The sequence below is a fragment of the Maribacter halichondriae genome (genome assembly GCF_027474825.1).
Lineage (GTDB): Bacteria > Bacteroidota > Bacteroidia > Flavobacteriales > Flavobacteriaceae > Meishania > Meishania halichondriae.
The window spans coordinates 3332793-3346777 of record NZ_CP107030.1; the positions used below are offsets into that span (position 1 = coordinate 3332793).

Sequence of the window (13985 nt, forward strand, 5' to 3'; positions counted from 1 at the left end):
AATTTTTTGGCTAGATTTTTGATGAAAGAACTTGTATGAAGCAAATTTTACTGGTACTCGCACTCGGGGTCTTTTTTTCTACCTCTGCTCAGCAGATTTCCCTTAAAAAGGGTGCTATTGTCGAATCCGTAAAGGTGCTTGACTCGGTATCGGAGAATTTTGCGATTTATCTTCCTTCTAATTTTGATAGTTCAAAGCAATGGCCCGTAGCTTTTGTATTCGATATGAAAGGGCGGGGCAAACAGGTCGTTAGCATGTTCGTTGAGGCTGCCGAAAAGCAAGGTTATATTCTTGCCAGTTCTAACAATGTACATGATAGCTTGTCGCTGGCGGCCAATATATTGGTTACTAGCCGTATGTTCAATACCGTATTTTCACTTTTTCCGATACATAAGGACAGAACGTATGTAGGAGGTTTTTCTGGCGGTGCCCGTTTTTCTTCTTTGGTGCCTACATTCATTCAAAATATTGCGGGAGTCATCTCATGTGGGGCCCCGATTGCGAATACGGAGGTTTTGAACATCAAAAAACCATTTCATTTTATTGGTATCGTGGGAAATACGGACTATAATTATCCCAATATGCTTACTCTTGAGACGATTCTCAACAAAATGAAGTTTCCCAACCAGTTGATGGTTTTCGAAGGAGGTCACGAATGGCCCCCGAGTAATAACATTTCCAAGGCGTTTGAAATCATGACCTTGGCCGCCATGGCAAAGGGCATCGAGAGGAAGGATACTATTTTTATAGAAAACAGTTATAATAAGCATTTGGCGGAAGCGAGTCTCTATATCCAAGAAAACAAACCGCTTTTTGCAGATAAAATATTGGCTGATATGATGGAGGTCTATCGCCCTTTTAAGAATGTCGATTCTCTTAAGGAGAGTAGAAAAACACTGAAGAAAAGCAAATTTTATAAATCCAATACCCGAAGACAGAATGCCCTTCTTTTAAAAGAAGATTTTATTAAGGCGGATTATGACTATTACTTGGAGGAGGATATCATGACCTATAATTTCAACAATCTAGGCTGGTGGAACTATCAGATGGAAGAATTGGAAAAATATGATACCGGTATCGATATTTTCGAAAAACAAATGGGCGAAAGGTTGCGCGGTTATATCAATGCATTGGTGCAAGACAATGTCGATTTGCTTCTAGCAGAGCCCGAACTTGATCTTGATGCCTTGAATTTTGTATACATGCTACATACGATTACAGATCCCAAAAATTCGGATACATATATTAAGGTTATTTCCAACAGTGCGAGAATAGAAGACTATCAAACCGTCCTTTTTTATCTGGAAGAACTTTTGAAAACGGGTTACGAAGACCGCGCCTCCTTATATGAAATAGAGCATACCGCATTGATCCGGATAACACCTGAATACAACAAAATAGTTGAAAAATACCTGAAAAAGGCCAGGTACGATGTTATTGAGCAATAAACCTTGGGACTTCCGAAAGGTTCCAATCGATGACCAGACCCTTGGCAATGGAATCCGCAATTTCTTTGCCATACAGCAACTCACATAAATAAAGTGCCGCTTCGAAACTCTTTGCGCCTCCCGCCGAGGTAATGTATTTTCCATCATGTACAAAGAGCACACTGTCCTTCACATCAAGATCCGGAAACATGTTCTTGTACGTCTCAATGTCGCTCGGAAAGGTAGTTGAGGCCATATGGTCTAAAATTCCTGTCTTTGCAAGAACGAAAGCCCCGTCGCAATGGCTGGTCATGAATTTTGCTTGTACATCTACTTTCTTTACGAATTCCAACATTTGGGTATCGTTCAAATCGGTATCAAGATGATGTTCGGCACTGGGTACGACCAGAATATCGATACGTGGCATCTCGTCTGAAGTGTAATCAAAATCGGGTAATACCCGAACGCCTTCGAAAGTGGTTATGGGTTCGAGGGTATTTGCCACGGTGAAAGTGTTCATTGCTTTGATTCCCTTTCGGTATTGGGTGTGTTGAAAGATGTCGTAGGGTGCGGTAAATTCAGTATTATATGTTCCGTTCATAATCAAGAAGGCTACGTTGTACCGGGTCGGATCAAGTTTTGGGAGTATGCGTTCAACAAGAGGCTCTTCAGGCTTTATCTCTTTGGATTCTTGACAGGATAGAAGTAGGAGCGGCATCAAAACTAAAAACACATATTTTTTCATGGTGATTTCTTTACGGAAGGAAAAGTAGGCAAATATACCATCCCTAGCGAAGAACTTAAAATTGTATTTTTATCGTAAAGTTTTGAAATGAAATATTTTTTGATGGCCATGCTTTTCTTGGTACTATCCTGTAAGCAGGATAAAAAGTACCACGATGAAGCGCAAAATGATACGGAATTCATACAAACCGATGCCTTGAAGGATATCGTTGACTTTCAGAAAAAAATGAACGAAGACTTCAAAGACCCTGAAACCTCACCTTTACCTGACAAGTATCGCACAACTTTCGAGGCCTTGGACTTCTTTCAGCCGGATACCAATTATATTGTCAAGGCAAAATTGGTCCGCACCCCTGAGGCGTTACCCTTTCTTATGCCCACTACCACGGATCGTAAATCGGAGGAAACCGTATACGGTATTGCACACTTTACGTTGAATGGAAAGCCACATCAACTGGAAATCTACCAGAACAAAGAATTGATGCAAGAAGAAGAATACCGTGATTATCTGTTTCTACCATTTACTGATTTGACCAACGGCGAAGGGACCTATATGGGTGGACGATATTTGGATCTTTCCATTCCCGAGGGCGATACCATCGTTTTGGATTTTAACCTGGCGTACAACCCGTATTGTGTGTATAATAAAAAATATTCGTGCCCATTGGTGCCTTCCGTAAATGCTTTGGACACAAGGATATTGGCGGGTATCAAAGATTTCAAACCTATTATAAAATAAAAACCCGGCCCCAAGGCCGGGTTTTTTGAAATGGAAATAACTCAACTTTAAACAACTAATATTTTAGAAGGAATAGACCGCTGCTAGCATAAAGGAAGCCAAACTTTTTGATGCTTCTAAATCGGAAGTGATGAAATTAAAGGTTTCGTCGGAAGCCGAATCTAGACGTAATTCGGGCTTGATCATTAAATCACCGATGGTCGCGCTTCCCGTTAACGTAACTGCAATAACACTCGAATCTTCAAGGCCAGTTCCGATGGCACCAAAACTTCCCATTTCTTGAAAATATTCTCCTCTAAGTCCGATAGCGAAATTATCGGAAGTCTGCAATTGTGGGTATAGGGCAGCTCCGGCAAAACCAACACCATCATTATCTTGATAGGTAGCGTTGATTCCTAAAAAGAAAGAATCCGAAAGATCAAAACCACCTGTGTAGTCTACTTGAAAAAGCGAAGAAACGTCAGTATCCACAATATTTCCGTTGACATCGACTGCTTCTCCGGCCCCTTGAGGGCCGTAAATGAAATTCAAATATTGACCTGAGTATCCTAATTGGGCACCCAAAGTATAATTCCCAAAAGGATTGACATCGGTGAAATCGGTAGCGTTCATCACCGCCAACATGGCCGACCAATCATTGCCCAAGTCAAAATCCGCTTTAAGTCCTGCATGTGAAAAAGGCCCCCATGAGAACATATACGATGTACTGTAGTTAAAATTGGCCGCTGGGGATATTACCTCGTACCCTAAAAAAGTGTTGAAATTTCCCAAGGTCAATTTGAATTTTTCGCTTACATTCCAATAGACATAAAGCTGATTCACAATATTGGCGGATCCGATAGGGGAACCAAAAACGGCTTCTTCACCTCTTGGGCCAAAAACCAAATCGGCCACAAATCCGACTTTTTCACCCTCATATCCGGCAATTAAATTCACCATTCCCAATGCAAACCCTGGGCGATTTGCGAAAGATGTTCCTGGGATCGCAGGGGCGAACACGCCAATTTCATCACCATTGGCGTCTAACTGAGGCAAAAACTTATTGAGTCCACCTAAATTTGTTCTATAATAGGCGTCCACGCTTCCGCTAAACGTAAATTTCGGTTTGGCTTCTTCCTCTTCATCCTGTGCAAAAACTACAGCTCCTAAGAGCATGATAGCTAGAAATACTAGATTTTTTACGAAATTTGTATTTGTAATCGTTTTCATATATTCAGATTTAGATGCCCCCTTAGGGGATGTTTGTATTGAGTGTCCTGCCATCTGGCAGGCGGGTTTGAATTTTATGGGAAGGTTATTGAACGGAGCGTTCTGCAAAACGCTCCGTTCTCCTTCCTACTTGAATTAGTCATTCGTAAAGTCCGGATAGGCATCCATACCATGTTCATGTAAGTCGAGGCCTTCAATTTCCTCTTCTTTTGATACCCTGAGCCCCATAATGGCTTTTAATGCGCCAAGAATGAAAAGTGAGGTAATTATACAAAATGCACCGATGATCAACACACCGTACAATTGGGCCATAAATTGTTCTCCACCGGCTTTTGAACCGAAGATGCCGACAGCCAAAGTACCCCAAATACCACATATTAAGTGAACTGTCACGGCTCCTACGGGATCATCGAGCTTTAATTTGTCGATTAGGGCAACACCACCTACGATAATGAGACCCGCTAGAAACCCTATAATTATTGCCTCGTTGGGAGACATGAGGTCGGCTCCTGCAGTAATTCCCACAAGACCACCTAAGATTCCGTTCAAGAACATGGTGAGGTCTAGATTTTTATAAAGCAAGGTCGAGAAAAGCATGGATCCGATTCCACCGGCCGCTGCGGCCAAACTTGTCGTTACCAATACCAATGAGGTCAATTCGGGGTCAGCCGATAGTACTGAACCACCGTTAAAACCGAACCATCCCAACCAAAGGATCAATACCCCTGCCGTAGCCATCGGAATACTGTGCCCGGGAATCGCTTTTGGCTTTCCGTCCGATCCGAATTTTCCGATTCTGGCCCCTAATAGGGCAATGGCGACCAATGCGGCCCAACCACCAACGGAGTGTACCAAAGTAGAACCTGCGAAGTCGTAGAAGCCCCAAGAATCTAAGAAGCCACCGCCCCATTTCCATGCACCTACGATTGGGTATACAAGCCCTACATAGATAACCGTAAAAATCATAAAGGCACCAATTTTTATACGCTCGGCGACAGCACCCGAGACAATCGTCGCGGCCGTTGCAGCGAACATACCCTGAAATAGAAAGTCGGTCCACCATGTATATCCACCATCCGCGTATTCAGGGGTCATGCCGTTTTCAGGTGCGGCTATTCCGAATCCTGCGAAACCGAAAATTCCTGAAGAGCCTTCCTCAAACCCTGGGTACATCATATTGAAGCCCCAAGCGTAGTATAGTAAAAGGCCGATAGTGATAATGAAAATATTCTTGAATAAAATGTTGATCGTGTTTTTTTGTCGGGTCAGCCCGATTTCCAAAAATGCAAATCCTGTATGCATGAAGAATACCAAGGCGGTAGCCAACATCATCCATACATTATTAGCGGTAAATAATCCTGCGTCCATATTATAAAGTCTTTTGTGGGTTAGTTTTTAGTTGATTCCTGCTTGTCCGTTTTCCTTGGTACGTATGCGATAGGCTTCCAATACCTCTGAAACGAATATTTTACCGTCTCCTACATTACCGGTATATGCGGATTCTAAAATCGTTTGAACCGTTTTGTCCAGAAATTCGTCGGAAACTACAATCGATAGGTAGCGTCGTTGTATATCGGTCGTACTATATGAGATACCTCTGTATACATGACCTTGTTTTTCATTTCCAACCCCAGTTACATCCCAGTAGCTAAAAAGTTGACCTCAATTTGATGTAGGGCCGCTTTGACCTCATCAAATTTTGATTTTCTAATAATTGCCTCGATTTGTTTCATGATTTTTTAAATTAATTGTTCGCCAAAAGTATATTAAAAAAATCCACCCCCTATAAAAATTAGGGGGTAAAATATCAATTTTTATAGTTCTTGTAATTTTAACCCCTATTTTTTAGGGGTATGTAATATTAAATAAAATAAAATAGGAATTTGATATGGATACTATGGTAAGAGCGAATAGTTTTAAATAAAAACTACGCTTTTGAACGAATTCTTGAGAATTGTTCAATAAATTACTAGGGGTATGATATCAAATAAAAGAAAAGTAGCGTGGAATTCCTTTTTAAAATAGTCTAGAGATCCAAAGACCAAATACCACGGCAAGAATACCTACCGCAATACTACTTAAAGTATAGAAAGAAAAATGAAGAAGTTCTCCATCGCGCAACAAGCTGTGCTTTTCAAGCGCAAATGTCGAGAAAGTAGTAAACCCGCCACAAAAGCCCGTAGCAAGCAAGAGAGTCTGATTTTGTGAAAGAATGCTAGTCTTGAGTGATAGGCCTATAATAATACCTATAAGAAGACATCCTAAAATATTTACTAGAAAAGTGCCTAGAAAAAAATGCTGAAAGTAGGGGTTTAGGGTTTTTGAGATGATATATCGCAGCATGCTACCAATTCCACCACCTAAAAAAACAAGCGCCAACTGTTTCATACCCTAAAGGTATAAAACTATACCGCTTTTTTATACTTGGAAGAAATCAAATCTATTGGGTAGATTTTTGAAGTCGAAGTCTCGGAATCTCCGTCAGTAGATTTTTTGATCTTTTGATCAACACCGTTAATACTGAAAATCATCAAGACGGCATTGATGCCGATTAAGATAAAAAGTATGCCAAAAAAAGTTATCATTTTGTTGCCCCTTTGTTTTACAAACGCAAAATTACGTCGTTTGTTATGTTATACGGTCAAAAAAGATCGTTCAGATGCACAAAAGGCCATTTTTGCGAGTAATGTAAAGTTTATGTCAATTTTTGAACAAATACTTGATCATGAAGAGAATTAATATGAAAATGATAAATACTATGCCCACCCATTTAACACCACGATAGTTTTTTTCGTGCAGTTTTTTATCTTTTTTATACGATAGTATGATGAAGATGGTAAAAGCTACGACGAAAAGTGCTGCAAAAATGAGTTGCCCGGTGCTGAACATTTTATCTATTTTTGGCAAAACTAACGTAAAAGACATGCAAAAGAAAATAGGTGCCGTAGAATTGTTCCATACCTCTTTCGGATTGGGGGTTTCGCAAACCATGAAAGCGGATTTAGGTAAGACAAAGAACCTTCTCAGGTTTAACTTAATGGATGAAGAGAATAAAGAGTATTTGGAGGCGGCCAACAATAACGATATGATAGAAGTTGCCGATGCCCTCGGAGATATGCTCTATATCTTGTGCGGAACCATTTTGGAACACGGCATGCAATTTAAGATCGAGGAAGTTTTCGAAGAAATACAACGCAGCAATATGAGCAAATTGGGCGCCGATGGAAAACCGATTTATCGGGAAGATGGTAAGGTACTGAAAGGCCCTAACTATTTTAAGCCCAACATTCAAGGGATTTTAGACAAGTAATGGCCACTTTTGACTTAGAGACTGTTTTGAAATATGTCGATTATTTTGTTATGCCCCTTTTTGCGCCATTCTTCGTTAAAATTTTAGACCGTAGCTATGGCTATGCTATAAAATTTTGCCTAAACTGGCATCAAAAATGACCTATAACAATTCTAATCACTTATTTCAAAACAGTCTCTTAATTGCTTTGGAATTTTAAGTCCGGACTATTCTTCTTTCTTTTTCGTCACAATATTTTTAATTTCCCCATCCATACCGGTCATTTGCCAAAGTCCTAATGAAATAGGGATATTACCGATGGCGTTCAATTGGTCAAAAAAGTCCCTGAGCTGGAAAGCCTGATTTTTTGATTCCTTCATTCGGGCGAATTCGGCCATTGTCTTTTCGAGCAGATATTTTCCGGTTATATAGCTTGTGCCGTAGCCCGGTTGGCGCAGATAAAGATGTTGTTCGAACAACAGCAGTTCTTTTTCGGTTTTCATCCATCCCCTTGGGGTATACTCGGAATGGATACCACCCGCCTCTTCCATGGTCATTTCATTGGCGTGTGCGTACAAAGAACCTAAACCCCGTGCCGCTCGCTGTGCGATCATGATATAAACAATTTCACGAACCCTGGGGTCGTCGTCGTACAGTCCTGCATCCATGAACATCTCTTCTACCGCGGTTGCCGTGCCTTCGTTTCGGGAATCGAAAATATTATAGAGTAGAGGCCCTTTACGAATTTCGCTAGTATTCGGCTCTGTATCCATCCGCGCCAATTCGAACCAATGATAAAAATGGGAATAAAGCGGGCGAGGGTCATAATGCTCCGTGATATAGAAAAAATTACGTTTCTCCTTCGGAATATATTCCCCCAAATGTGCCCGTAATGCAGGTTCAAAATAATCCTTGACCGTTACGATTTCGTCTTTTTCTAAAAAGTTCAATAAACTCTGGGCGGCCTTTTCGGCCAAGGCGTCATAGGCTTCCGGCGAGTCTGCATCGACCAATTCGGGCAGATTGCGATTGCGGTGTTCTTCTAATTTCAGGGCCGACCATGCACGGGCAAGCTCACGTTTTAAAAGCAGCACTTCATCTTCCCAAGTCAGGGGAACCAAATGTACATTTTGAAGATACCAGGTATAATTCTCTTTTCCGATGCCTGAAGGACCGGTTTTTTTACCGGACTCCGCTTCGAGCCAAGCAATGAAATCATTGGTCGATGCAATAGCGGTTTCGATGGTCTTTACCAGTTTTCGGTCCTTTGCTACGCCAGCTAAAGTCAATATTGCTGCGAGATCCTTGCTTTGTGCCCGAATATCACGAATTCCGGCTATCCATAGATCTTTTGCATTTCCGGTCAGGTTTTGTTTGGCCTGTTCGTTCAAAGGGGGAATAACGGCAAGTTCTCGGATCAATCGGGACTTATCCTCTTTGTTCAAGGGAAAAGTATAGGTCCATAGTTCGGTGGTCGCATGATTGGTCGGGCCTTCATGTGCGGGAACATCACTTCGGTCGGTCCATACATTTTTATAAAAGGCGGGATCGCGTACCCAAGGTTTTAAAATATGATAGTTAAAATCAAATCCGTTCATTTCGGCCCAAACAATATGCCAATCGACTTGTTGGTCAATGGGCCAATTTGAAATATCAAAGGCAAGAAGTTTCGATTGCAAGGCTTTAAACGCCGGCCATCGCTTTTCAAAGGTACCGGCTGAATAATCGGGAACATTTTCTATCAATGGGGGTTGCTCAAAAGCACGCCACTCTTTAAATAGGGTAACCAGAGTTTGATAGCTATTTTCTTGGGCAGCCTGGGCGCTTATTTTTTCGGGACTTAAACCGACGAGCGCAGAAAAAATTAGTGTAAGGAATAAAAGCGAAGTTTGTTTTATCATGGTATTCAAAGGTTTCTTATATGGGTTATGGCAGGTTTTAAGTAGTGGCTCTTCCATGTATTAGGGGCCAATGTGGTGTTTATATTTTCGTTTTATCCCTAGTCCGTTATATTATACTTGCCGTATTACACTGCGTTTTTCTTTCAATCGAATATATGCTCTTCATAATTTTTCCACCAGATTTCAATATCAACTTTTGGTTTTCGACAGATAAAAAGCGGGATGCCGTTTTCCTCGCCGATGGCATATTTGTGAGTGATTATTTTCACCAATTCTACCTCTTCAAATACATATTCTACCGAGGGTTTCTCATTTCCTAAACTTATCCAGACAGCGGCATTTTTATTTCCATAACCCCAAGTCCAAAAACTGCCATGCCTGCTAATTGGGTTAGGAAGGTCATATTTTTTTCCTAATATTTTGAGCGTTCCCGCTTCTCCATAATTCTCCGCCCAAAGTACACAATTGTTTTTTTCTTTAGGACTTAACGATCGATACACACTATCCACCAGTTTTACTTGTTCTTCCCAACCGAACATATCCGCATAATCGCCCTTTAATTTTACGCGCCCGTTTTTTTCTTCTAGTTGTGCATATTCTACATATTTTTCAATCGGAAGAATGGGCGTAAGTTCAGGAATAAAATAAATAGAGGGAACTAATATAACTATTGCGATACCATAAACCCAACCCGGTTTTTTAGAAAATAAGGCCTCCATCTTTACCGCGCCGCTGGCAAATAGAACTGGATAAATAGCGAACACATAGTAGGCCTTGGCATTCAGTAGCCACATCGTACAAAAAATCACTAAGGCTGCTATTCCAACGGTTCTGTATTTTTTTAGGTTTTCATCGATAAGTAGCGCTACTAGACCAAAAAGACTGATTATCAAAGTAAATGGAAAGTTTAACTGTTCCAGACCAAATGCCATGGGGTCGATTTCATTTAGCTGATTTTCGGCAAGCGCCTGTAAATGTCTTACTAACGGGAGGTTATTCTGTGCCTGCCAAATAATATTGGGCAAGAAAATCAGTAGTGAAATCAATGTCGAAACATAAAGCCATTTATCTTTGAAAAGCTTGCCTTTTTGATAGAAAATTAAACCGACCAATATTCCATAGGCCCATACCAACATGGTGTACTTGTTCATTAACCCTACGCCCAAGGTTATACCCAAAAGAATTAGGTGTTTCTTGTGCTGTGAGTTCGTATATTTTATGATATAGTAAAACCCCAATGTCCAGAATAATTGGTCGAAGGCGACAGGCTGAAATAATGTGTGATTTCGATAAAACGGCAGAAACGCCAAAATACATACTCCTGCCAGCAGTACAGCCTTACGTTTACCTCCAAGTTCTTTGGCCATTAGGCAGCATAGAATCAAGATCGCAACACCTGCAAGGGTCGGAAAAAGTCTAACTCCCAATAGTGAATAATCAAAAAGCCAATATGACATTTTTCCGAGCACGCCGATGAACGGTGGAAACTCCATAAATCCCCAATCCAAATGTTCGCTAACGGACAAATGAAGTAATTCATCACGATGAAAACCATAGTTCTTATTTCCAAACCATTGAATAAGCAGTTTAATAATGGACAGGATTAGAATTACGGGTACATATTTTCTCATTGAGCGATGCTTTCAAGTACACTACCGGTCTAAGTTACGGTATTGCAATGATTCGGACGAAGGCGATATAGCTGAATCGAAAGTCATTTACGCTAGATTTCCCCGTCTGTACGGCGTGCACATATGAAATCTGAAAGCGATTTTTATGGTTTAGTATTTGGTCGATTACTTTTTCTCCGCAACAACACGCACTTGAAACCAAGTTGTTTCCAACCGTGCATATATTTTACAGGCTACGTTGAATATTCCTCGCCCGAACAGTTTGGCTATTGTTCTATGTTTGGGAGGCCATTTATGTTTAAACGCTTTTGATTCAATAACGTTAAAACCGGCTTCGTTAAAAAGATTTCCCGCACACATGGGCCCCCAACTATACAAATGGTAGTTGATATCGTTGGGCTTGTACGAATAACTTATAGATTCGCAAGGCACAACAAAAACGATTTTCCCTCCTGGTTTAAGAACTCGGTATAACTCCTTTAATTCTTCGAGTGGATGCGTAGTATGTTCCAGAGCGTTGTTCGATATCACCAAATCTGCAAAATTATCTTCCAATAGTTTTGAGGACTCGACACTTTTGATACCGATTTCTTTTGATTTTTTTTTGCCGTTGCATTGATTTCAACCCCAACTTTGTCTTTACAGGTAATATTGTTCAGCAAGAATCCGCCTCCACTTCCAAAATCTACAATAGTCTGATTTTCATCAATATATTTTAAGAATTTATCAAGGTTGGCCCAACCGCCAAATTCCCCAATGGTTCCCTGATACTTAAAATAACGCTCCGTGTAATGCTCTTTATGATTCATGTCTATAGTTTTATTGGGTAAGCTATAGTCTTGATTACAACGGTTTGGCCATGTAACTTGCGGAAAATCTATGTAGTACTTTTCTTTGGTTCCTCTAAGGTAGTGAATACGTTGTGATTTCTTTCTAGGAAGTCTACTACAATCGACGAGAAGCATGATAATTGATGGCTTTTGGTTTTTTGCCGTCAGAGTTGAACGAAAATTTGTATAAATAATTAGGATTACGTTGTTTACTATAAAAAATTATAAGAGTGCATTTTTGTCCGAATCATATTAAAAAGAAAAAGGTGGTCTAAGTAAAAAAGGAAATATTAATTAATTTTAGAGAATTGGATTAGGGCTTTTCATAGGAGGTTTTGTTGTGCAACATTTTTCTTTGCAATACTTATCCCGTTCGAGTTTGAAGTCTGATGTCTTTTTTGAAAATTAGTACTATAATTCCAATAGTTAGTAAAATGTGACTAACAACAATAAGAATTCTACTGTCAAAAGCAAACGCACCCGATCCAATTCCAATTACTCCAATAAAAACCAATATTGACCATAAAATATGCGTTTTTATAAATTTTCCTGCGTGTGATGCTAGTCCAAAATAAAATAACGCTGGTCCGATAGTCATAAAAGGAATTCGAATAGATGGTCTCTCCATTATTTGACCTGTTAATTTATCCATTCCTTCGAAATCAGTTCCATAACTCCACCATAAGAAATCTATTGTTGCTTGCCCGATAAGGGCAACTATACCTAAAGAAGTCAAAATTGTTGCTAGGTTGCTAAAAATATTATCCGAAAAGATATAGTTTAATGATAAACACAACAATGCTCCAATTAATAATAACCAATGGGCATAGTCAATCGGTTGTTGATTTTGTATAAATTCATTTCCTCCTAAAAGCATTATTTGATTGATAATCAAAAAAACAAGTCCAATTATAGCTGAATGTTTTAATTTCATTATTCTAGTTCGGTTGGTTTGTATGCCCAAAACTCAAACTTTTTTCGAGTCTCAAAAATTTTTTAATGCTGAATTGTGGAATAGTGCCGATGGATTGTCAAAGTGTTGCACAACTAGGGCATATGCCCAACTTTTATCAGCATATACCTCCAATTTGGGGGCTATGCTGATGTTTTAGCATTTTTCTAAAAATAAGACCGATTTATACCTTAAACCGCCACCCAAAGGGATCTTCGGCCCGATTGTATTGAATATCGGTAATACGTTTTTTCAATCGTGAAGCATAACTGTCGGAAAGTTCGGGAAGATCATAATCGGTATTACGATAGCCAAATGTCGAGATAGGCGAAACCACGGCCGCCGTTCCGGCACCGAACATTTCTTTTAGCGTGCCGTTTTTGGCCGCTTCTACCACTTCGGTCACGGTAATTTTTCGTACTTCGGTCGCGATGCCTTCGTCTTTGGCGATTTCAAGAATACTTTTTCGGGTGATACCGTCCAGAATACGGTCACTGGTCGGGCCGGTCATCAAGGTATCGCCGATTCTGACAAAAATGTTCATGGCGCCGGCCTCCTCGATATATTCGTGGGTGTTATCGTCTGTCCAGATGACCTGGTTGTACCCTTTTTTAACGGCCAATTGGGTGGGGTAGAATTGTCCAGCATAGTTGCCTCCCGCCTTGGCGAAGCCCACTCCGCCATTGGCAGATCTTGAATACGTTTCTTCGATGAGCACTTGAACCTTGCCGGCAAAATAAGAACCTGACGGTGCCGTGGCGATGATAAATTTATATTCATCGGCCGGTGAGGCGTGAAATCCCTTTCCCGAGGCAAAAATGAAAGGTCGTATATATAATGAACTTCCCGCGGTCTGCGGAATCCAATCTTTGTCAAGTTCTAATAAGGTTGTCAACCCTTCCATAAAATAGGCTTCCGGAAGTTCAGGAATCGCCATTCGTTTTGCAGAAATGTTCAAGCGCTTAAAATTGTCCAACGGACGGAATAGAAAAATGTCGTTATTCCCATCCTTATAGGCCTTCATTCCCTCGAATATCGATTGCCCATAATGGAAAATCTTAGCGGAAGGTTCCAAGCTTATCGGCTGATATGGCATTATTTTAGGAGTTTCCCAAGCACCGTTTCTGTAATCGCAGACCAACATATGATCTGAAAAAACGCTTCCGAACGATAAATTATCAAAATCGACCTGATTGATTTTGGAAGTTTTGGCTTTCTCGACCAAAATTTTCTGCGCTGTACTGTTCATATCAAAAAGATTTA

General features: G+C 40.4%; 15 protein-coding genes and 1 pseudogene. 3 read left to right on the forward strand and 13 right to left on the reverse strand.

The window, feature by feature from the left end:
- The first annotated feature begins 35 nt into the window (after positions 1–35).
- Positions 36–1448 carry an alpha/beta hydrolase gene (locus tag N8A86_RS15450; RefSeq protein ID WP_273566212.1) on the forward strand — a complete coding sequence of 471 codons (1413 nt, stop codon included), beginning with the start codon at positions 36–38 and terminating at the stop codon, positions 1446–1448.
- Here the strand turns inward: N8A86_RS15450 and N8A86_RS15455 are convergent.
- Complete coding sequence (locus N8A86_RS15455; protein ID WP_273566213.1) at positions 1435–2172, reverse strand: DJ-1/PfpI family protein; 738 nt, start codon at positions 2170–2172, stop codon at positions 1435–1437. The genes N8A86_RS15450 and N8A86_RS15455 overlap by 14 nt on opposite strands.
- An 87-nt stretch (positions 2173–2259) precedes the next feature.
- Here N8A86_RS15455 and N8A86_RS15460 point away from each other — a divergent pair, with 87 nt between their 5' ends.
- A complete protein-coding gene (locus tag N8A86_RS15460) occupies positions 2260–2910 on the forward strand; it encodes a DUF1684 domain-containing protein (RefSeq protein WP_273566214.1) in 651 nt (216 codons plus the stop codon).
- Between the two features lie 63 nt (positions 2911–2973).
- On the opposite strand, the gene N8A86_RS15465 is transcribed toward N8A86_RS15460, so the two are convergent.
- The 6 genes and pseudogenes from N8A86_RS15465 to N8A86_RS15490 form a co-directional block, all read right to left on the reverse strand.
- Positions 2974–4119: an outer membrane beta-barrel protein gene (locus N8A86_RS15465; RefSeq protein ID WP_273566215.1), complete on the reverse strand. Its 1146-nt coding sequence runs from the start codon at positions 4117–4119 to the stop codon at positions 2974–2976.
- 135 nt (positions 4120–4254) lie between these two features.
- Positions 4255–5487 carry an ammonium transporter gene (locus N8A86_RS15470; RefSeq protein ID WP_273566216.1) on the reverse strand — a complete coding sequence of 411 codons (1233 nt, stop codon included), beginning with the start codon at positions 5485–5487 and terminating at the stop codon, positions 4255–4257.
- A gap of 27 nt (positions 5488–5514) precedes the next feature.
- Positions 5515–5852: pseudogene (locus N8A86_RS15475) on the reverse strand (P-II family nitrogen regulator).
- Positions 5853–6135: 283 nt separating this feature from the next.
- On the reverse strand, positions 6136–6507 hold the full coding sequence (gene crcB, locus N8A86_RS15480) for a fluoride efflux transporter CrcB (protein ID WP_273566217.1): 372 nt from the start codon (positions 6505–6507) through the stop codon (positions 6136–6138).
- A 17-nt stretch (positions 6508–6524) separates the two neighbouring features.
- Positions 6525–6704 (reverse strand): hypothetical protein, encoded by a 180-nt coding sequence (locus N8A86_RS15485; protein ID WP_273566218.1) that lies wholly within the window; start codon positions 6702–6704, stop codon positions 6525–6527.
- A 115-nt stretch (positions 6705–6819) separates the two neighbouring features.
- Positions 6820–7008, reverse strand: a complete 189-nt coding sequence (locus tag N8A86_RS15490) for a hypothetical protein (protein ID WP_273566219.1) — start codon at positions 7006–7008, stop codon at positions 6820–6822.
- A 34-nt stretch (positions 7009–7042) separates the two neighbouring features.
- Between N8A86_RS15490 and N8A86_RS15495 the strand changes: the two genes are divergently transcribed.
- Positions 7043–7429, forward strand: coding sequence for a nucleoside triphosphate pyrophosphohydrolase family protein (locus N8A86_RS15495; protein ID WP_273566220.1), 387 nt, complete (start codon positions 7043–7045; stop codon positions 7427–7429).
- A 206-nt stretch (positions 7430–7635) separates the two neighbouring features.
- Here the strand turns inward: N8A86_RS15495 and N8A86_RS15500 are convergent, their stop codons facing one another.
- The 6 genes from N8A86_RS15500 to N8A86_RS15525 all read right to left on the reverse strand — a co-directional run bounded on the left by N8A86_RS15500 (position 7636) and on the right by N8A86_RS15525 (position 13971).
- Positions 7636–9366 carry a DUF885 domain-containing protein gene (locus N8A86_RS15500; protein ID WP_273566221.1) on the reverse strand — a complete coding sequence of 577 codons (1731 nt, stop codon included), beginning with the start codon at positions 9364–9366 and terminating at the stop codon, positions 7636–7638.
- An 86-nt stretch (positions 9367–9452) separates the two neighbouring features.
- A complete protein-coding gene (locus tag N8A86_RS15505) occupies positions 9453–10940 on the reverse strand; it encodes an ArnT family glycosyltransferase (RefSeq protein ID WP_273566222.1) in 1488 nt (495 codons plus the stop codon).
- Between the two features lie 165 nt (positions 10941–11105).
- Positions 11106–11495, reverse strand: a complete 390-nt coding sequence (locus N8A86_RS15510) for a methyltransferase domain-containing protein (protein WP_273566223.1) — start codon at positions 11493–11495, stop codon at positions 11106–11108.
- A complete protein-coding gene (locus N8A86_RS15515; protein ID WP_273566224.1) occupies positions 11468–11749 on the reverse strand; it encodes a hypothetical protein in 282 nt (93 codons plus the stop codon). The genes N8A86_RS15510 and N8A86_RS15515 overlap by 28 nt, the downstream gene beginning before the upstream one ends.
- A gap of 385 nt (positions 11750–12134) precedes the next feature.
- Entirely contained in the window at positions 12135–12704 is a 570-nt protein-coding gene (locus tag N8A86_RS15520) for a hypothetical protein (protein WP_273566225.1), read from the reverse strand.
- Positions 12705–12906: 202 nt separating this feature from the next.
- Positions 12907–13971: a branched-chain amino acid aminotransferase gene (locus N8A86_RS15525; RefSeq protein ID WP_273566226.1), complete on the reverse strand. Its 1065-nt coding sequence runs from the start codon at positions 13969–13971 to the stop codon at positions 12907–12909.
- Positions 13972–13985: the final 14 nt, after the last annotated feature.

What these genes read in the sequence shown, in the direction of transcription:
- N8A86_RS15450 (WP_273566212.1), top strand. Translation starts at nt 36, where the DNA reads ATGAAGCAAATTTTACTGGTACTCGCACTCGGGGTCTTTTTTTCTACC.
- N8A86_RS15455 (WP_273566213.1), bottom strand. Translation starts at nt 2,172, where the DNA reads ATGAAAAAATATGTGTTTTTAGTTTTGATGCCGCTCCTACTTCTATCC.
- N8A86_RS15460 (WP_273566214.1), top strand. Translation starts at nt 2,260, where the DNA reads ATGAAATATTTTTTGATGGCCATGCTTTTCTTGGTACTATCCTGTAAG.
- N8A86_RS15465 (WP_273566215.1), bottom strand. Translation starts at nt 4,119, where the DNA reads ATGAAAACGATTACAAATACAAATTTCGTAAAAAATCTAGTATTTCTA.
- N8A86_RS15470 (WP_273566216.1), bottom strand. Translation starts at nt 5,487, where the DNA reads ATGGACGCAGGATTATTTACCGCTAATAATGTATGGATGATGTTGGCT.
- crcB (WP_273566217.1), bottom strand. Translation starts at nt 6,507, where the DNA reads ATGAAACAGTTGGCGCTTGTTTTTTTAGGTGGTGGAATTGGTAGCATG.
- N8A86_RS15485 (WP_273566218.1), bottom strand. Translation starts at nt 6,704, where the DNA reads ATGATAACTTTTTTTGGCATACTTTTTATCTTAATCGGCATCAATGCC.
- N8A86_RS15490 (WP_273566219.1), bottom strand. Translation starts at nt 7,008, where the DNA reads ATGTTCAGCACCGGGCAACTCATTTTTGCAGCACTTTTCGTCGTAGCT.
- N8A86_RS15495 (WP_273566220.1), top strand. Translation starts at nt 7,043, where the DNA reads ATGCAAAAGAAAATAGGTGCCGTAGAATTGTTCCATACCTCTTTCGGA.
- N8A86_RS15500 (WP_273566221.1), bottom strand. Translation starts at nt 9,366, where the DNA reads ATGGAAGAGCCACTACTTAAAACCTGCCATAACCCATATAAGAAACCT.
- N8A86_RS15505 (WP_273566222.1), bottom strand. Translation starts at nt 10,940, where the DNA reads ATGAGAAAATATGTACCCGTAATTCTAATCCTGTCCATTATTAAACTG.
- N8A86_RS15515 (WP_273566224.1), bottom strand. Translation starts at nt 11,749, where the DNA reads ATGAATCATAAAGAGCATTACACGGAGCGTTATTTTAAGTATCAGGGA.
- N8A86_RS15520 (WP_273566225.1), bottom strand. Translation starts at nt 12,704, where the DNA reads ATGAAATTAAAACATTCAGCTATAATTGGACTTGTTTTTTTGATTATC.
- N8A86_RS15525 (WP_273566226.1), bottom strand. Translation starts at nt 13,971, where the DNA reads ATGAACAGTACAGCGCAGAAAATTTTGGTCGAGAAAGCCAAAACTTCC.